Origin of the sequence: Pseudomonas sp. 28 E 9 (assembly GCF_900004785.1) — a bacterium.
Taxonomy (GTDB): domain Bacteria; phylum Pseudomonadota; class Gammaproteobacteria; order Pseudomonadales; family Pseudomonadaceae; genus Aquipseudomonas; species Aquipseudomonas orientalis_A.
The window spans coordinates 1-17921 of record NZ_CVTK01000025.1 but is presented as its reverse complement, the minus strand read 5'-3'; the positions used below and the strand labels follow the sequence as shown (position 1 = coordinate 17921).

At 60.0% G+C, this 17921-nt stretch carries 13 protein-coding genes, 1 tRNA gene and 1 pseudogene; 7 read left to right on the top strand and 8 right to left on the bottom strand.

What is annotated here, in order from left to right:
• Nucleotides 1-89: 89 nt before the first annotated feature.
• Nucleotides 90-839 carry a carbon-nitrogen hydrolase family protein gene (locus BFQ00_RS04495; RefSeq protein WP_065932731.1) on the top strand — a complete coding sequence of 250 codons (750 nt, stop codon included), beginning with the start codon at nt 90-92 and terminating at the stop codon, nt 837-839.
• Entirely contained in the window at nt 840-1271 is a 432-nt protein-coding gene (locus BFQ00_RS04490; RefSeq protein ID WP_065932730.1) for a GNAT family N-acetyltransferase, read from the top strand.
• A gap of 35 nt (nt 1272-1306) precedes the next feature.
• Here the strand turns inward: BFQ00_RS04490 and BFQ00_RS04485 are convergent, their stop codons facing one another.
• On the bottom strand, nt 1307-1546 hold the full coding sequence (locus tag BFQ00_RS04485) for a DNA-binding protein (protein ID WP_017530520.1): 240 nt from the start codon (nt 1544-1546) through the stop codon (nt 1307-1309).
• A gap of 82 nt (nt 1547-1628) precedes the next feature.
• On the opposite strand from BFQ00_RS04485, the gene BFQ00_RS04480 reads away from it, so the two are divergent.
• The 5 genes from BFQ00_RS04480 (at nt 1629) to BFQ00_RS04460 (ending at nt 5342) form a co-directional block, all read left to right on the top strand.
• A complete protein-coding gene (locus tag BFQ00_RS04480; protein WP_065932729.1) occupies nt 1629-1994 on the top strand; it encodes a helix-turn-helix domain-containing protein in 366 nt (121 codons plus the stop codon).
• Between the two features lie 152 nt (nt 1995-2146).
• On the top strand, nt 2147-2788 hold the full coding sequence (uvrY, locus tag BFQ00_RS04475; protein WP_017530522.1) for a response regulator transcription factor GacA: 642 nt from the start codon (nt 2147-2149) through the stop codon (nt 2786-2788).
• Between the two features lies 1 nt (nt 2789).
• Complete coding sequence (uvrC, locus tag BFQ00_RS04470; RefSeq protein WP_065932728.1) at nt 2790-4613, top strand: excinuclease ABC subunit UvrC; 1824 nt, start codon at nt 2790-2792, stop codon at nt 4611-4613.
• Between the two features lie 32 nt (nt 4614-4645).
• Entirely contained in the window at nt 4646-5206 is a 561-nt protein-coding gene (gene pgsA, locus BFQ00_RS04465) for a CDP-diacylglycerol--glycerol-3-phosphate 3-phosphatidyltransferase (protein ID WP_003190391.1), read from the top strand.
• A 60-nt stretch (nt 5207-5266) separates the two neighbouring features.
• Nucleotides 5267-5342: transfer RNA gene (locus BFQ00_RS04460), tRNA-Gly, on the top strand.
• A 179-nt stretch (nt 5343-5521) separates the two neighbouring features.
• Here the strand turns inward: BFQ00_RS04460 and BFQ00_RS04455 are convergent.
• The 7 genes and pseudogenes from BFQ00_RS04455 to BFQ00_RS04420 all read right to left on the bottom strand — a co-directional run.
• Nucleotides 5522-6880 (bottom strand): hypothetical protein, encoded by a 1359-nt coding sequence (locus BFQ00_RS04455; protein WP_242527111.1) that lies wholly within the window; start codon nt 6878-6880, stop codon nt 5522-5524.
• Nucleotides 6877-13176: an AAA domain-containing protein gene (locus BFQ00_RS04450; protein WP_065932727.1), complete on the bottom strand. Its 6300-nt coding sequence runs from the start codon at nt 13174-13176 to the stop codon at nt 6877-6879. The genes BFQ00_RS04455 and BFQ00_RS04450 overlap by 4 nt, the downstream gene beginning before the upstream one ends.
• Before the next feature lie 14 nt (nt 13177-13190).
• Nucleotides 13191-13835 (bottom strand): 4Fe-4S single cluster domain-containing protein, encoded by a 645-nt coding sequence (locus BFQ00_RS04445; RefSeq protein WP_065888259.1) that lies wholly within the window; start codon nt 13833-13835, stop codon nt 13191-13193.
• A 2-nt stretch (nt 13836-13837) separates the two neighbouring features.
• Nucleotides 13838-15670 carry an AAA family ATPase gene (locus tag BFQ00_RS04440; protein WP_065932726.1) on the bottom strand — a complete coding sequence of 611 codons (1833 nt, stop codon included), beginning with the start codon at nt 15668-15670 and terminating at the stop codon, nt 13838-13840.
• Between the two features lie 429 nt (nt 15671-16099).
• A complete protein-coding gene (locus tag BFQ00_RS04435) occupies nt 16100-16291 on the bottom strand; it encodes a hypothetical protein (protein ID WP_065932725.1) in 192 nt (63 codons plus the stop codon).
• 557 nt (nt 16292-16848) lie between these two features.
• Complete coding sequence (locus tag BFQ00_RS04425) at nt 16849-17415, bottom strand: DUF6708 domain-containing protein (RefSeq protein ID WP_371914182.1); 567 nt, start codon at nt 17413-17415, stop codon at nt 16849-16851.
• 321 nt (nt 17416-17736) lie between these two features.
• Nucleotides 17737-17921 (bottom strand): annotated as a pseudogene (locus tag BFQ00_RS04420) (hypothetical protein); the annotation flags it as partial.

Below are 17921 nucleotides of genomic sequence, written 5' to 3'. Positions count from 1 at the left end.
AGTAATTTCTATCGCGCAGCGGGACTTACGGCTATGGGGTGAGTGTCGATATGATGACGACGTCCCACACTGATTGCCGGAGTCCGACCATGACTGCCTTGACCCTCGCTGCCGCGCAAACCGTTTCAATCGCCGGCGATGTAGACGCCAATATCGCGCGACACCTGGTGTTCATGCAGGCTGCAGCCGCACGGGGTGTGCAACTGCTGGTGTTTCCAGAGCTGTCATTGACCGGCTATGAGCCTGCGCTTGCAGGCGACTTGGCGATCGCGCCTGAAGCGCCACTGCTCGCGCCATTGCGCGAGATGGCGCGGGAGCTGCGGTTGACGGCCGTGGTGGGAATGCCGATCCGCCTGGCGCCAGAGGCGGGTGTGCTGATTGGCGCTTTGGTGCTGGGAGCTGATGGCTCCCTGGCGGTCTACACCAAGCAGCATCTGCATACGGGCGAGGAAGTCGCGTTTGTTGCGGGGCAGGGCGGCGCTGCGCTGGAATGGGGGGATGATCGTATCGCACTGGCCGTTTGCGCTGACTTTTCCCACGCTAGTCATCCGCACCAGGCGGTGCTGGCGGGCGCCAATATATACGCCGCAGGCGTGTTGATCAGCGAGAGCGGCTACGCGACGGACAGCGCGCTTCTCCAAGGCTATGCAGTGGAACACCGTCTGTTGGTGTTGATGGCTAACCATGGTGGCCCCTCGGGTGGCTGGACCTGTGCCGGACGCAGTGCGATCTGGGCCACCGATGGCCGGTTGCTTGCAGCGGTGCCCGGCGGCGGCGAAGCGCTGGCGATCGCCTGTCGCGATGACGAGCGCTGGGTTGGACAAGTGGTGGTCTTGTAAATGACCTTCCACCTGCGCGCTGCAACGGACCAGGACCTGCCCTTTGCACGGAACCTGACCCACCAGGCAATGAACCGCTATTACCTGCAAAACCAGTTGCTGTGGTCCAACGATGGCTTCGATACGGCCTGGGCCGGTCGGGAAAACTGGATGATCTGCCAGGACGACAGTGTGCTGGGGTTCATCAGCCTGAGCCGTGACAGCAATGCGCTCTATATCCGCGAGCTGCATATGCTTGAGCAGTACCGTGGGCTCGGCGCCGGTAGCTGGGTGCTGCAACAAATGGCGTTGAAGGCCCGCACGCTGGGGCTGTTGCGTCTGACCGTATTCAAGAACAATCCGGCCAAACAGCTTTATGTGCGCATGGGATTGCGCGTTGTCGGTGAAGAAGACAGCTTCTGGCGAATGGAGCGCGTCTGTCCCTCAAGCTAAAAGCCTGCGTCGGATCCTGATAAGCGCATACTGGGTCAGGAGCCGACTTCCTGATCGTTGTTCTGGCCGTCAGCCTCAGCAAGGATGATCCCCTCTTTCATGCCCAAAAGGACCGCTACCTTATGGGCCTCCCCACGCCGTCCCTTTTTGCGCCCAGCGAGCACTTGATAGGTGGTTGCGGGATCGACGCCGTGTTCACGGGCGAACGCCTGAACGGATTTTCCCTGATGTTCCAGCCAGGCCTTGGCTTGTGCAGCAGTGCGGATTCCGGGCATAGTTCAAAACCGTTCAAGTTCGTTCAACGAAGAGATGAGTGTGTCACCTCTTGGGGTGTGCCAAATAGGATCATACATCCAAATGAGTGGAATCGGTTCGCGTTTAAGGCAGGAAAGAGAGCGACTTGGCCTGTCGCAAAAAGTTTTTGGTGAAATCGGAGGCGTTGAAGCCAACGCACAAGGCAAATATGAAAGTGGTGGACGTGCGCCCAAGGCCGACTATTTGTCCCGTGTGGCCGAGAGAGGCGTGGATATCCTGTACGTGTTGACCGGGGCTGCCACGCCGATTCAACTGGAAAACCTGAGCCAGCTTGAAGAGAAAGTCCTGGTTGATTACCGGGCGATGTTCAAGGAAGACCAGGATGCAATCCGCCGCCTGACCTCGACCCTGGCCGAGCATTCCCTTTCCAGGAATGGAAAAATCAAGCCGCACCCGCAGGATTCCTGACCTTTTGCCCAGCAAATCCGGCCCTCCACCCGCCGATGGCCGCGCGCCAAGCGGTCAAACTCCATATATATGATGCCAGCGGCTAGGTCTGCGACCCGGTTTTTTGCTAAGGTGGTCAGCAACCTATAAAGACCATATCGCGAGGTGTCTGCTTGATTAGGGTGCTAGTAGTCGATGACCATGATCTCGTTCGTACAGGCATTACACGAATGCTGGCTGACATCGATGGCCTGCAAGTAGTCGGCCAGGCCGAGTCGGGAGAGGAGTCTCTGATCAAGGCCCGGGAATTGAAACCCGATGTGGTGCTGATGGACGTCAAGATGCCGGGTATCGGCGGTCTTGGCGCCACGACTAAATTATTGCGCAGCCATCCTGATATCAAGGTTGTGGTGGTAACCGTGTGCGAGGAAGACCCTTTCCCTACACGTCTCCTGCAGGCGGGGGCGGCCGGTTACCTCACCAAAGGTGCCGGCCTGGCGGAGATGGTGCAGGCCATTCGCCTGGTATTTGCCGGGCAGCGCTACATCAGCCCGCAGATTGCCCAGCAGTTGGCGATCAAGTCTTTCCAGCCCACCAGCGATTCACCGTTCGACGCGCTGTCGGAGCGGGAAATCCAGATCGCCTTGATGATCGTCGGTTGCCAGAAGGTGCAGTCGATTTCCGACAAACTGTGCCTGTCGCCCAAGACCGTGAACACCTACCGCTATCGCATCTTCGAGAAACTCGCCATCAGCAGTGATGTTGAATTGACCCTGCTCGCAGTGCGTCACGGCATGGTGGACGCCAGCGCCTGACATGACCACACCGTTTGATCCAAGTGCCTTCCTCTCGACCTGCAGTGGCCGCCCCGGCGTGTACCGCATGTTCGACAGCGAGGCGCGCCTGCTCTACGTAGGCAAGGCCAAGAACCTGAAAAACCGTCTGGCGAGTTACTTTCGCAAGACCGGTCTGGCGCCCAAAACCGCCGCCCTGGTCGCGCGCATCGCCCAGGTCGAAACCACCATCACCGCCAATGAAACCGAAGCGCTGCTGCTTGAGCAGACGTTGATCAAGGAATGGCGGCCTCCGTATAACATTCTGCTGCGCGACGATAAATCCTATCCCTACGTGTTCTTGTCGGACGGCGCTTTCCCACGGCTGAGCATTCACCGTGGCGCGAAGAAGCAGAAGGGCAAGTATTTCGGGCCTTACCCGAGCGCAGGTGCCATTCGTGAGAGCCTGAGCCTGCTGCAGAAAACGTTCTTTGTGCGCCAATGCGAAGACAGCTTCTACAAAAACCGCACACGGCCGTGCCTGCAATACCAGATCAAGCGCTGCAAGGCGCCCTGCGTGGGGCTGGTTGAACCTGCCGAATACGCCGAGGATGTGCGTCACTCGGTGATGTTCCTCGAGGGGCGCAGTAACGCGCTCACCGATGAGCTGTCCGCGGCCATGGAGATCGCCGCCAGTACCCTGGATTTCGAGAAAGCTGCCGAACTGCGCGATCAGATCTCCTTGCTGCGCCGCGTCCAGGACCAGCAAAGCATGGAAGGCGGCACCGGCGAGGTCGACGTGATTGCGGCGTTCGTCAATCCGGGAGGCGCCTGCGTGCACCTGATCAGCGTGCGCGGCGGGCGAGTGCTGGGCAGCAAGAATTTTTTCCCGCAGACCGGCATCGACGAAGACGTCTCCGAGGTCATGGCGGCGTTCCTCGGTCAGTACTATGTGAGCAGCCCCGAGCGCGACCTGCCGTCGGAGCTTATCGTCAACGTGGTCCACGAGGATTTCCCGACCCTGATCGAGGCGATCCACGAACTGCGCGGACGCGAGCTGGACATCAGCCATCGCGTTCGCGGCACCCGGGCTCGCTGGCAGCAGCTGGCCGTGACCAACGCCGAGCAGGCCCTGGGCGCGCGCCTGGCCAATCGACAGCACGTTGCCGCGCGCTTCGATTCCCTGGCCGAGGTGCTCAACCTGGACGAGCCACCGCAGCGCCTGGAGTGTTACGACATCAGCCACTCCAGCGGTGAGGCCACCGTGGCCTCTTGCGTGGTGTTCGGCCCTGAAGGCCCGATCAAGGCCGACTACCGGCGCTACAACATCGAAGGCGTCACCGCCGGCGATGACTACGCCGCCATGCACCAGGCGCTCACGCGGCGCTTCAGCAAGTTGAAGGACGGGGAGGGCAAGTTGCCCGATATCCTCCTGGTGGACGGTGGCAAGGGCCAGTTATCCATGGCCCGCGACGTCCTCAACGAGCTGGCCGTGCCCGACCTGATCCTGCTTGGCGTGGCCAAGGGCGCCACGCGCAAGGCCGGTTTCGAGACGTTGTACTTGAATGATGCCGCCCATGAGTTCACCTTGAAGGGCGATTCCCCGGCACTGCACCTGATTCAACAGATCCGCGACGAAGCCCACCGCTTCGCCATTACCGGCCACCGTGCGCGTCGCGGCAAAACCCGCCGAACCTCAACCCTGGAAGGCGTTGCAGGGGTTGGCCCGACGCGGCGTCGCGACTTGCTTAAACATTTTGGTGGCTTGCAGGAGCTCTCCCGTGCCAGCATTGACGAAATAGCCAAAGCACCCGGTATCAGTAAAAAGCTCGCTGAATTGATTTATGCCAGTCTGCACAGCGAATAGAATGCCTTCTCACCTCGTAGCCAGTTGTGCCGATGAATATCCCTAATCTGATCACCGTTCTACGCGTCCTGCTTATCCCGATCTTCATTTTGTTGTTCTATTTGCCCTATGAATGGAGCTACGTCGCGTCCAGTTCGGTATTCGCCTTTGCCGCCGCCACCGACTGGCTCGACGGCTACCTGGCCCGCCGCCTGGAACAGAGCACGCCCTTCGGCGCGTTCCTCGACCCTGTGGCCGACAAACTCATGGTCGCCGTGGCCCTGGTGTTGTTGGTGCAGGAGCACGGCAACCTGTGGCTGACCCTGCCGGCCGCCGTCATCATCGGCCGCGAAATCGTCGTCTCGGCCCTGCGCGAATGGATGGCCGAAATCGGCGCCCGCGCCCATGTCGCCGTGTCGAACATGGGCAAATGGAAAACCGCCGCGCAAATGCTCGCGCTGGTCATCCTGCTGGCCAACCCATCGGACTTCTCGTTCTGGGTCCTGACCGGCTACGCCTTGCTGCTGGTCGCCGCAGGCCTGACCCTGTGGTCCATGCTGCAATACCTGCGCGCCGCCTGGCCTCACCTGCGCACCACCGTTGAAAAGAAATAAAACTTTTTTGAATCAAGGGGTTGACGGGTGCCGAAGATTCTATAGAATGCGCATCAACAAGCGGGAATAGCTCAGTTGGTAGAGCACGACCTTGCCAAGGTCGGGGTCGCGAGTTCGAGTCTCGTTTCCCGCTCCAAGATATAGAAAAAAAGCCACTCAGATGAGTGGCTTTTTTTGTGCCTGAGAAATACCCGCACTCATTTCGATAGGATGCTTTCGGCCAAAAACGGACCCTGTCTTGGACGTTCAGTTTCCAAAAGGGACACCCTCAAGGGCTGGAGTTCGATTGAGGTCAAGGCGCCTGTAGTTAGCGGTTCATTTATGAAGTGTCTTTTGCTGAGCAGTAATTGTTTCTACACCCGGCTCGGAAATATTCGTTTCTTTAAGTGGGACTTCGCCTACCGAAAGCGCACGCTCGATGAGTAACTCGCTGCCTTTGTCTTTCAATAAGTCCTGCAGTCGCCGGAATTCGCCGCACCAGATAGTTTCAATGTCGCGATCCCGTGCCCTATCGCGATCGCTGCTGAGGGCTACAGCGCGAACTTGCAGGCGGCCATTGTCGGCTTTTCCACCCACTTCCACTCCATAACCGGGTGTAGCGGCTTTGCGCAGTACGACCTTGCCGGTTTCTGCCCAAGCAGTCGCCATGCCTTCGCGCACTTCGTAGCCGAGGCTGGCCAAGCCGCTGAGCACGGCTTCGCGGCGGGCGAGGGTGGCCTGGTCCTGTAAGTGGGAAGCGATAAGCGTTTTACACTGCTCGATCAGTCCGGTGGTTACCGAGAGCTCGGTATCGGTTGTACAAGCGCCAACATGATCGAGCAAGGTCGCGTGTTCGGTGCCTGTGTAAGTTTTGACTTCGCTGGCCAGATCCTGCAGTTGTTCGAGACACGCGCGCTGGCGATGGAAGTTTCGGGTAGACGCGGCGAGGTCGAGTACCATGCTGTCGAGCAGCAGGTTGCGCCGCTTGGCATCGGTTTCCGTTTCAGCGCTTTCCAGTGCCAGGAGGAACGGCGCGGCACGCTCAGCGCCTTGCAGCAGTTGCAGCTCCACGATGTGGCGGTCAATACGTAGCAGCCGTACGTCGCGCGTTGAATCCGGTTCCCGGGCCGCAATCCATTCGCGCAGGGAAACCTCGGGTTCGTCGACCTTGAGTTGCTGCGCCAGGGCGCGTTGGGTATCGCTCAGGGTTGGCTCCTCGTTTGCCTTGCTCAAGTGGGCGAAACCCTCGGCCAGCAGGCGTTCGGCATCTTCCCGACTGGCACCGCTGGCCAATCGTGAGAGGGCCTCGAGCAAGACCTGATTGACGCTTTCGGGTTTGGCTTGCAAAGCGTCACGCAGGGTTGCTGCGTTTTCCTGGACGCGTCGGTCGCGTTGGCGTCGCTCGGCGGCACGAATTATCGCGCGTTCTTCGCGGTCCTCCAGGTCACGGCGCAGGTGCTCGATTTCCACTGGTACGGCCTTCTGCAGTTCCGCCAATTGGTCTTCTGCCAGCAGAGTGCGAAGGCGAGTGTGTCGCTCCAGGAAGGCGGAGCGCTCCTGTTCACTGAGTTCGCCAAGCCTTGTGGCCTGTGTCTGCCAGCGGTCCGCGGCGCGTTCCAGGCGTTGCATGTGACCTTCACAAATGGCGATGATTTCTTCGCGGGTAACAATGCGAACGACCTTGGGACCACTCATTGGCAGATTTCCGTATCAACTGAAGTAGGGCTGGGTTGCGGCGGCTGCTCGGCTTGCATGGCGTGTTCGATTGCTTCACGCAGTCGTGAGCGTTCGCTGTCGCCGCTGTGATACCAGGCTTGCGACGACACACGATGGATGTGCGGAATGGCGCGCTGCAGCACGGACGGGCGCCAAATTTCCCGGGCGCGGGCACGTTCCAGCAGATTATGGCAAGGCGCATCGCACTCGATGCCTATTGCGTACAGGCCCGTGCCTGGATTCTCGATGGCGAAATCGAGCCCGAAAGCGTCGCCTTCACTGGCGGGAGCCGCCTGCCATCCCAGGGAATGAATGAATTCACCGACCAGCCTGACAAAACCATCACTTTGCTGACCTTGCTCACGACGCTGGCTGCTGCTACGGTCGGTCTGCAGGCGCTCCAGCAACTTGGTGCTGTTGCTGAACTCGCCCGAGGAGAGCGCGCGAGCATATTCCAGATAGCCTTGCAGATAGTCTCGCGGGCTGTTGGGGGCGCGGTGCGTGTTTAGCATGTCGGAGATATCGGCGATTGGCATCGACGTGATCATCACCACCTTGCGCCGCGCGCGGGTCACCGCCACGTTCAGGCGTCGTTCGCCCCCCGTCTGCCCCAGTACGCCGAAGCTACGGCGGAATGTGCCTTGGCTGTTGCGGCCAAAGGTGGAGGAGAAGACGATGATGTCGCGTTCATCCCCCTGCACGTTCTCCACGTTCTTGACGAACACCGACATGTCCTCGCCGTCTTCGCTGCGCTCGCGCTCCTGGGCGTAGGCGGCGCGGAACAGTTCATCCTGCTCTGCACGCTGCTCCAAGTGCTCCTCGATGAGGTCAGCCTGCTTGCGGTTGAAGGTGACGACACCCACCGAAGGGCGCTGGTCGTAGGGCTTGTGCCACAATTCGTTCAGGTACTCGACGACCCGTTCGGCTTCCTGGGCGTTACTCTGGTTCTGATACAGCCCGCCGACCTGGATCAGCTCCACCGGCTTGACGCGCTGGATGCTCGCTTGCGGGTGACGGACCGGAACGTTCAGGCGATTGCCATAGAACGACGCGTTCGAAAAACCGATCAGCTCACGGTAGGCCGAACGGTAGTGGATTTGCAATGTGGTGCTGGGCAGGGCGTTGCGCGCCAGCTGCAGCAGGTCGGGGCAATCCTTGATCTCACGACGATTCCAAGTGTCTTCGAACGCTTCGCGCTGTTCCTCATCCGCGTCTTCATCAGGTTCGTCGCCGTCAAACACTTCGGCTTCGTCGCTTTCGATGCGACTGGAAAAGAATGCCGTCGGCGGCATTTGCTTCTCATCGCCGCTGACAACAGTGACTTGGCCGCGGAACAGGGTCGGCAGGGCGAACTCAACCGGCATCTGTGAGGCTTCGTCGTAGATGACAGTATCGAACAGGCCTGCCTTGAGCGGCAGCACACGGCTGGCGACGTCCGGGTTCATCAACCACACCGGGCGTAGGCTCATCAGGCCTAAGTTACTGCCCAGTTCAATGAATTCGCGCAGGCGTCGTGAGCGTTTGCCAGTCAGGCGAGTGACATCCTCCCATTGTTTGCGATTACCCAGGTGATCAAGGTTGATGGCTTTGGCCAGCAGCTCGCGATTGAGCAGCCGCATCTGCGCATCGGCTTGCGCGAGGCTGGCGACTTTGGCACGGGCTTCGTCCTGGCTGAATAGCAGTTCGGGATTGGTTTGCTCGACGCGGTGTTTCCAACCCAGTCTAGCTTCGCGGTTAAGCAGGCGCCGCACCGCGGCTTCAAGCTGCTCGGGCGCAATGTTGTCCAACTCTCCCTGGCGTTGGCGCAGCACTGCGAGCAGCTCCAGGTCGGCTGCTGTCAACTGAGCGGCGCGCCCGCGGAATGCCTGGTAGGCGGCCAGGAAGGGCAGCGCTTCATGCAGCCGATCAAGAGACAGTTGATTGCTCAGATTGTGCTCGATGGCGTGCTGCAGCTGCTGCACCAGTTCGTCGCGTAGCCAGTCGCCGAGTATCTTGAGTTGCTCGAGGCTGGATTGGCGAACGCCATGGCGCATCAGCGAAGCATCGAGATCGCTGAGCAGCGCCTTGAGATGTTGTTTGTCGCCGGCGAGGGCGGCCTCGTCGGCCTGCCGGGCGCGAGGCGATTGCGCCAACGCGATGGCCAGTGCCTGGATTTCCAGCAGGTGGCGGATGTCGCTCTTCACGAAGTTGACCAATTCCAGGCAGGCTTGCCGACTCACAGCTTCCAGTTCCAACGCCTGGTGCAGGGTAGTCAGCTCGGCGCGCAATGGTCGCCACTGGCTTTCAATCCGGATGGCTGCCTGTAGGGTCGGTAGTGCTTCAATAACACGACTTTCCCCCTGGCCCTGAAGGAAGTTGCGCAGTCGCTTGCGCCGCAGTAGATGCAGCGGATTGATGTTCGCCAACCAGGATCGGGCAGCCATAACCTTGGTACAGTCTTGATCCAGATGCCTGAGGGCCTTGTTTTCGAGCAGGCAGAGTGCCGGTGACAAGGCGGGGACGTAGTGGTCCTGATCCAGTTGGCCGAGTTGCTGATCCAGTTGCTGCAGTTCACCGAGAATCGACTCGCCTCGTGGGGGTTGGCCCGCTTCTTGGCTGCGGAAAAGCGGTAGCCACCGCGCAAGGCGCAGACGTTGCTCTTGCGTCAGGTCGAGCAGGGCAGCGACATGGGCCGCTATCCAGTTACGGTACGGTGCCGGGTCGTCGATTTCGAAGCTGGCAGGGTGTGCTTGCAGCGTGGCCTGACGGTTGTGTTCGGCTTGGGTGAAACTGTGCAGATTGTCGGTGAAAGCCTGCAAAGTCGCCCGGTCGGCGGCGAACGACTGTAACTGGGCCAATGGACTGCCTTCGTAGCGTGCGGGCAACCACAGGCGAATCAGAGGAGCGCAGCTTTCTTCCAAGCGAGTCAGGCTGGCGAGGTCCAGGGAGGCGAGGCGTTGGCGCAGGGCCGGAAACTCGAGCGGGGCAGGGCCGGATTCCAATTCAATCAGCTCGCCGAGCAGCCTGCGATAACTGAGGCCGGTATTTTCATCCAGGCGATGCAGACTTTGGTGGAAGCGGTCGAGCTCACCCTCCAGGGCCTCGATGCGAGCCGCGACCTGTTCGCGCTGGCGCTGCCAGCCCTGCGCCTGGCTGCCGTTCGTGAACAGGCTTTCCAGTTGTTCTCGAATACCGCGGATGACGGGCTCGCGGTCGCGGTTGACGTCATTGAGCATGACGATGCGTTGGCCAAGGCCTTCGGCGACCAGGCGTTTGTACACCACTTCAAGCGCCGCATGCTTCTGGCAGACGATAAGCAAGCTGCGCTGGCGGCCGATGGCGTCGGCGACCATATTGACGATGGTCTGGCTCTTGCCGGTTCCGGGCGGTCCCTCGACCAGCAGTCCCGGGCTTTGTCGGGCCTGGATCACGGCCGCTTCCTGGGAGGGGTCGCTGGCCACGGTGAAGTAGCGTTGCAGCTCGCCTGGTGGTGCCTCGGGCGCGGTTTCGTCGGCAGTCTTGAGGCGCAACGCCGTTTCCAGACCGGTACCGGCGGGGGACAGGGTTTTCAGTTGGCGCAGGTCTTCTCCGATGGCTTGCCCCATGAAGGTCACGTGAAACAGCACCGCCGCGCAGTCCAGCTCGTCTTGGTAGGGCGCGATCTCCACGGTGCTGGCGGGCAGGTTGCCAAGGGCGCGTGAGCGAATGGTGGCGAGCATGCCGAAGGCATCCATCACATCCGCCGCACGAATTGACGAGCGGCCCAGCAGTTCATCGGCGGTCTTGCGCCAGCGTTTGCATGTTTCGGCGCCGAGCACGCTTTCCAGCGCGGGGTTGAGCCGCACTTCCTCGCGCTCACTGTCGAACGCCAAGGCGGCGTGACCACGAGAGCCCAGCTCCAGCAGCAGCTTCACCGGCCATAGCAGCAGCGGGATAATCCGCGTACGCGTGGTGCCGCGAGGGTCGCGATTGAGCAGGAAAGGGAAGCCCAGGTACAGGCCGTCGATGCCGGTGTCGCGTTTGTACAGCGCGCTTTGCCGGTACAGGGCATGCAGGCGCGATTCCAGCTGGCCGTTGAGCTGAAAACTCTCTGGGTCTAGGCTCACTGCCCGGGCATTACGTTGCAGCAGGTGATCGAGCAAAGCCGCGGCCGGACTGCGCTCGCTGTTCAGTTCACTGATGTCGACCCGTGCGGTGGTCTTGCCGATGCTCATACGCACCAGTGGCCCGCGCATCACTGCGGTCACCACCTTCTTCTCGAAGAAGTCGAGGATCTGTGAGACGTACTGCTGTTTCTGTGGTTCCAGCCAATGACTGGACGGAATAGCCAGCAACACCAATGCCTGAGCCAACGGCATACGTCGCTCCAGGCGGAACTTCTCGGCCCACTCGTCCACTACCGGCACGCCACAACGGGCAAAGCCTTGGATGCGCTCATCGACACTTCGGTACAGCTCAAGCCGCGAATGCAACAGCAGTTGGGTTGCCGCTTCGGAGTCGAACCAACCGACATCGGCAGCCCTGGCCAGCTCGGCGGCGGCCTCTACGATTGAGGACCCCGAACGGAACTGACTGATCGCCGCGCTGAGCAGCACGATCAGGTCTTCTTCTGCCATCACCCGGCGCTCCGACAGAGAGCTCAGTCCCGGATGGTCGGTGTCTGGAAACAGGCGTTGGCGCTCTTGCCATTGCGTGGACAGCTTGGCTCGCGAGGTCGATAGCAGGAATATCCGCAGTTGCTCTTCGACCAACTCGATGTGTTGGTGCAGGGCACGCTGGCGTACGTTTTCGGCGCGGGATTTGAGACGCGACAGCCAGTTGTCGGTCTGCAATTGCTCAAGCAGGTCCGGGACCGACCCGCTGATCAGGCGATAGCCTTCCAGTGGGTGCTCCAGTAGCCATCCTGGTGTGACGATGTCGCCACGATGAATCAACGGGATTTCCGGATTGAGGATTCTCAGCGCCAGCATTAGACGGAAATCGTCCTCAATCCCTTCGTGCTGAACGACCTGACGCAAGCCGGCGACCAGAGAAGGGGCGAGACTGACCTGCTCGCCCCAGGTCACGATCACACCGCGCAGCAAATGGTCCAGAGCCTGTTGCCAATTATCCGCCTGGGCTGCCGCCAGGGCGAATACGCCGGGCTTGTGGAAGCGGCGATCGCCCAGCAGTAGGATGGCGCCTTCACCATCGTCCGTTTGCTGGACGGAAGAGGCCGGAGCCTCGACCGCAATACCGTTGAGCCAGCCTTCGACCTGCTGCCATTGCCAGCGCTGATGACGGTCGCGTGCCAGCAGACCTCGCAGCAGCAGGTTCAGGCGCGGGTCGAGGTCGTCGGGGATCGGTACTCCGTTGGCCAGCACGTGAATAAGAAATGCATTGGCGTTGATGCCGTCGAAGCAGGCGCCCTGGGTCAGTTGCTCAAGCAGGATCATGCCCAGGCTCCACCAGTCCGAGGCAGCCGCAACGCCGCCCGCGATGGCTTCGGGCGCCATGTAACGGCTGGTTTCCAGTGGCGACACGATGTCCAGGTCGAACTCGGACAGGCGTGCCGAGCCGAAGCCGCTGATGACCAGGTCCAGCGGTTCGCGGGAACGTACCAGCAGGCTGGCTGGGCGCAGGTCACGATGGCGCAGGCCGGCCTCGTTGAAAGCATGCAGCGCGAGGCCCAGTTCGTTGACCACATGGTGCACGCTGGCGCTGTCGCGAATTACGCTGCCAAGTTCTGCCAGGGTCCCGCCGGTGAGTTCTTCAATGACCTCATAGGCACGGTCATCCCAGCGGCCGGTGGCAATGATTTCGGGTACGTGCGCGCGTGGCAGTCGACGGATCACATCATAGATCGCCGGGTCCGGTTCGGCGCCGGGTCGATACAGGGTCAGGACCGCCTGTTGTGCGGTTTCCTCGTGCTCGGCGAGGTATCGTTCTCGCACACCGTCGGTGCTGCTGATCTGACGGATCAGGCGCCAGCCATCGATCAGGGTCTGGGTGGGGGCCTCTGGTTCGCTGCTGTCTGGCCGGGAGTCTTGCGCAGGTGAGCTGCCACACTCAAGGCACATCAGGTCGCCATCGACCATCGGGTGACCATTTTCGCAGAGCAGATCAGGGGCATTCCCCTGAGTCGGGCTGACCTGCGGGAGGGGCTCCTCAGTGACGACGGCTTGCGGCCGCCAACCGGCGGCATGAATGGGTTCGCCAGCAAGGTCCCAACCGCAGGGTCGTTCCTGAATAAGCCCTTCGCAGAACATTTCCTGGAGGGTGCGTTCGGTTTTGCAGTTGGGGCAGAAACGTATCATGAGGTTTGCTCCACTCAGCGGCGTCGCGACGCGTGTGCGCTGATTTGTAAATGATGGCCTTGTTCATGCAACAGATCGCGTAAGCGCAATAGGTCGTCACGTCGTGGGATGCCGGCCATCCAGACGCTGCCATTTTCGTCAAACATCAAGTCGAGCGCCTTGTCGGTGGGTTCTAGCAGGCGTTCGTACTGACCCAGGCGTGCCCGGCCCAGTGGCGTGAGCAGGCTCAGGCGTTGGTTATCGCTGCCGCGCAAGGCCACGGTCTGACTGAGTGCTTCGATATAGGGATCGCTGATCAAGGCATCTATCAAGCCCTTGGTCTGTAGCAACGGCTCGTCGAGTTGCTCCAGGGAGTAGCCACTGTAGACCAGGATGTCGAGCTCGCTGAGCCGACGCAGGCCTTCGAGCAGCGATCGCAGGGCGTCGAGCTGGTCGAACGGTTCCCCTCCGGAAATGGTGATTCCTTCGGCCTCGTGCAGCCACGGGGTTATCTGTTTAATCAGTTGCTCAAGCGACAATCGTCGGTGCCCTGGCCCCCAGGTATCGGCAGAAATGCAGCCTGGACAGCGGATGCTGCAACCCTGGAACCAGATACCAATACGCCGCCCCGGGCCTAGGGTTGTGACCGGAAAATGCATCCGTGACAGGCTAAGGTCCATGTTCAGCGACGTTCCATCTTCAGTCCGGTGATGTCCAACTCGGTGATCGTGAAGTGCTCGCCCGGTTGCGCGTCCTGATCGAACAGCGCCCGCGACAGGGGATTGAGCAGGCGTACCTCTAACTGGTTACGGATGCCCCTGCCACCGTTGGACAGATCCTGCAGACAGAGGTTGTGCAGTGTCTGGCGTGCCTGGGGGGCCAATTCGATAAACCGGTTCTGTCCCTGCAGATCGTCGAAGGTGGCGTTGACCATCTGTTCGAAGATCTGCGCTGCAACGCCTTCGCGAATGAAGTCGAAGACGATGATGTTCTCGCCGATTCGATTGAGGATTTCCGGCCGGTTGAGCACGAGCTTGAAATGCCGGTCGATCTCGCTGTGCACCTTGTCCTGGACTTGCTCGAAGGCTTCGCCCGGCAGGACGTTGGCAACGCGTTCGCCATTGTCGCCCTGGCGATAGATTCCCAGGTTGGAAGTGAACACGATCAGGGCCTCTGAAAAGTACACCCGATCACCGCGGCCTGAAGTCAGCACTCCGTCGTCGAGGATCTGCAGGAACTTGTCGAGAATCCGTGGGTGGGCTTTTTCGATTTCATCGAACAACACCACGCTGAAAGGCTTCTCGCGGATAGCATTGGTCAGCTCACCGCCGACGTCATAGCCGACGTAGCCAGGCGGTGCGCCGATGAGGCGTTGATCGGCATGTTCGGCGCTGAACTCTGACATGTCGAAGCGGATGTATGCACTTTCGTCGCCGAACAGCAGGCTGGTAATCGTTTTGGCGAGTTCGGTCTTGCCCACGCCGGTCGGCCCCGCGAGAAAGGCTACGCCCCGTGGACGGTTGCCCTTGCGACTGGCGCCGACGCCTGTCATCGCACGCTTGACGATGTCGAGCATGTGCGTCACTGCATGCTCCTGGCCTTTGACGCGCTGGTGGACGAGCGCTTCGGCATGCCGGATACGCTGACGGTCGATCTTCAGCCACGGGTCCTCGGTGACACCGATCTTGTAGCGGCGCACCGCATCGGCAATCTGCTCCATGGCTACACCCTCGACCCGCGCCAGTTGCGCAATGGCGCTGAGATCGAGCAGCAGCAATCCCTCGGTGTTCTGGACGAAAGCTTCCACAGCCTGATGCATGACTACTTCGCTGGCACCCTGGCTGCCACTGAGCCCTTTGAGGAGCGCTGGTGCCAATGCACGGCGGGACAATTGATCGGGTTTGGACACGGGAATGTGGCGCAGGCGCGGGTTGTCGACCAGCAACCAGTCGGGCAAATCGCCTTCTTTTTCCACCAGCCATAGCACGGAGTTGAAGAACGGTTTGCGCAACTCTGTGGCCGGACGGCTGCGAGCCTGATGGGATTGCACCAGGGCCTGGGTGAAGAGCTGGTGTTCAGCCGCGCTGAGGGAGTCGTTGCGAACCACTAGGCGTGATGCGAAATCGATGATCAGCGCGATAGGTTCGCCAGCACGACCCACCAGCCGTGGCAGGGTAGCGCCCAGCAGATCGATACCTGCGGGTGCTGCGCCATTTACCGGAGTCAGACCAAGTTCCTGAAGCAACGTCTGGCCGGCTTCAGGGGCGCAGCCGGGTTTGTCGACTACCCGAAAACCGGACACGGGATCCCAAGCGATGACCTGGGCGTAGCCAGCATCGAGCAGGGCATTACAGAGGGTTTGGTTGAAGCTCTGCGCGGTCACCGTGCCGGGCGTCACTTCACTGGCCTGCAGGTCCCGGATGTTGCCGGACAGGACGAATTGGCTCTTCAGCGGCAAGAAGCGGAGAAGATCTCGTAGCCAACGTGGGCTTTCAAATATGGCAATCCCTGACATGTTTCAGCTCGTAACGTTGGGTCGGTACGGGCAGGGTATTGCTCAATGCGCCCATTTGCCAGTGCGCTGCTACGAAAAGTTGTGTTGAGAGAGCGTTTCTGACGAGGCGCTTGTTTCACTGGCGGCTTTATGCAACTTGATGAGAATCCGTCGGCGTACGAGCTGGGCGGGAAGGGTATCAATCCCCGCGATCAGCGTTGACTCGTGCGCAATGCCTGTTGATCGCAAAGCACCTTTCTAGGTCGAGGTGATGAGCTGGTCTTCAGTCTTAGCGGGGGGCGGGCCCGCCGGAAGATTTGACGTCGTAGTGCGCTGTGAATCCAAGCAGTGCTGAATTGGGTTATGCCAGCTCTTTCGATTCAGCATTGCAGGTTTTGAGCGAGATCGCTCGCAACACCTGAAAGTCAAAATCGTGTCCTGTGTCACCGCCTACCGCTTCAGCTGTTCGGCTCGGCTGGTTTCCTTGATCGCAAAGAACAGACAGCGCACAGCTTCACGATCCTGTTCTGACAATAAACGGTAGTAGCGGATCAGTCGCTCTTCCTCTCGGCTGAGCTGTTGGGGGCGCAGGGCTGTGCCGAGCGCAGTAAGCAGTGAGGGGAAAAACGAAGTATTCAGCATGATCCAGGTTCTTCATGAGATGAATGGAAATGTGGGCTTCTTGCCCTGATCAGCTGAATACATAACGTCTATTTTGGAAAAGGGCTCGTCATTTTTCGTGACTGTTGGGTTTTTCGGATGGGGCTGTCGGAAGTGTTTGGCGAAGGTGTAGGAGCGATCTTTCAAGGCCGGGTGAGTAGCGCTGTGATTGTGCAGAACCACGTGGGGGCGCAGCACTTCATCGTTTTCGTTGAGATGTCCAGCTCCAGTTCGAGTTTGAAGGGCTGGGAGAGGCCTTTTTCAAGGGTGAACGAGACCACTTGGAAGGAATCGCCCCGCAGCGGCGCAATGGGCGCGCTTAACCCGCTGCCGCCGGTTTGCGCCAATCGTGCGAAGCTTCAGTGTCGGCCACAACATGACTCCAACTGACCTTGCGGCAAGACAGGCTGGTCTTGATCAATTGGTTGTAGTTGGAGTCGTCGCTGTCTTGGGCATGAGGCGATACGGTGTGGATGTAGACGGCGTTGGCCTCTTCCAGGTCGGGAGGGATATAGGCTGCTTCAGTTGATGGTTTGCATTCAGGGCGCGGTGCGTGACTCCAGGTCTATTTCTGTCGGCCATCGCACCTTGGGTGCTAAACGGCGCGCGAGATTGAAGGTCACGTTTTCGTTGTTCCAGTCACGAGGTGGGCGGGGGAAGGTGGGCAGGGCTTGAGGGCCTTGTTGCATGAACAGTTGGGCCATGGCCCAGTACATTTCGCCTTGTTGAATTTCGTGGGCGAAATGAAAACGATCAATGACCTGATGGGTTCCGGGTTTCACCACGGCGAGGGTGACGGTTTCGATGAGGCCGCCACTCCCCATGGGGCCGTACACGCTGCAGGCTTCGGCACGCAGGTTATCCCAGTCATAGACTTCGGTCCGAACGCCCCAGGCGGTGCGGCTGAAGGGTCTGAGGCCGTCGCGGTAAAAGCGGTAGACATAGACTTTGCGTCGCAAGCGGTTGAAACGGATGGGTTCGTCGCGGGGAGGGGCAACGTCCATTCGCCAGAAGTAACTCCCTAGCCATGTGCCGATGCCTATCGGGATAAGCTCCAATAATTTGGATAACAAAGAAGAAGGTGTTGGAGAACTGGCGTGAACCATTATTAGGAACATTGTTAAGGACAATATCATTGCAAACAAGAATGCGGCACACCAAATGCCCACGCCACGTATTCTCACTGTAGCGCGCGCTAGTTCGAGATACACGTGGTCAACATGATTGGGCGGATTCGATAGTACGGGAGGATACGGTTCATTGGAGGGCGACTCGTTTGGCCCCGGCAGATCGTGCTGCCAGCCAGGAGCAGGTTTATCGAGTAAAGGTGCTTTAAATACCATGATGAGCTGTTCCAAGTTCGGAGTGAGCGCCGCTTGTAATATTCAGCCTGTCGTATTGAGGCTGCTTCGGGTGATGGCTTTTATTCAGGGCGCGCTGCGTGACTCCAGGTCTATTTCGGCTGGCCACCGCACTTTGGGAGCCAAGCGACGCGCGAGGTTGAAGGTCACGTCTTCATTGTTCCAATCGCGGGGCGGGTGGGGGAAGGTGGGCAGGGCTTGCGGGCCCTGTTGCATGAACAGTTGGGCCATGGCCCAGTACATTTCGCCTT

Bases quoted from the DNA above. Each gene is read 5' to 3' on its own strand.
- BFQ00_RS04495 (WP_065932731.1), top strand. From the start codon at position 90: ATGACTGCCTTGACCCTCGCTGCCGCGCAAACCGTTTCAATCGCCGGC.
- BFQ00_RS04490 (WP_065932730.1), top strand. From the start codon at position 840: ATGACCTTCCACCTGCGCGCTGCAACGGACCAGGACCTGCCCTTTGCA.
- BFQ00_RS04485 (WP_017530520.1), bottom strand. From the start codon at position 1,546: ATGCCCGGAATCCGCACTGCTGCACAAGCCAAGGCCTGGCTGGAACAT.
- BFQ00_RS04480 (WP_065932729.1), top strand. From the start codon at position 1,629: ATGAGTGGAATCGGTTCGCGTTTAAGGCAGGAAAGAGAGCGACTTGGC.
- uvrC (WP_065932728.1), top strand. From the start codon at position 2,790: ATGACCACACCGTTTGATCCAAGTGCCTTCCTCTCGACCTGCAGTGGC.
- pgsA (WP_003190391.1), top strand. From the start codon at position 4,646: ATGAATATCCCTAATCTGATCACCGTTCTACGCGTCCTGCTTATCCCG.
- BFQ00_RS04455 (WP_242527111.1), bottom strand. From the start codon at position 6,880: ATGAGTGGTCCCAAGGTCGTTCGCATTGTTACCCGCGAAGAAATCATC.
- BFQ00_RS04450 (WP_065932727.1), bottom strand. From the start codon at position 13,176: ATGATACGTTTCTGCCCCAACTGCAAAACCGAACGCACCCTCCAGGAA.
- BFQ00_RS04445 (WP_065888259.1), bottom strand. From the start codon at position 13,835: ATGGACCTTAGCCTGTCACGGATGCATTTTCCGGTCACAACCCTAGGC.
- BFQ00_RS04440 (WP_065932726.1), bottom strand. From the start codon at position 15,670: ATGTCAGGGATTGCCATATTTGAAAGCCCACGTTGGCTACGAGATCTT.
- BFQ00_RS04435 (WP_065932725.1), bottom strand. From the start codon at position 16,291: ATGCTGAATACTTCGTTTTTCCCCTCACTGCTTACTGCGCTCGGCACA.
- BFQ00_RS04425 (WP_371914182.1), bottom strand. From the start codon at position 17,415: ATGGTTCACGCCAGTTCTCCAACACCTTCTTCTTTGTTATCCAAATTA.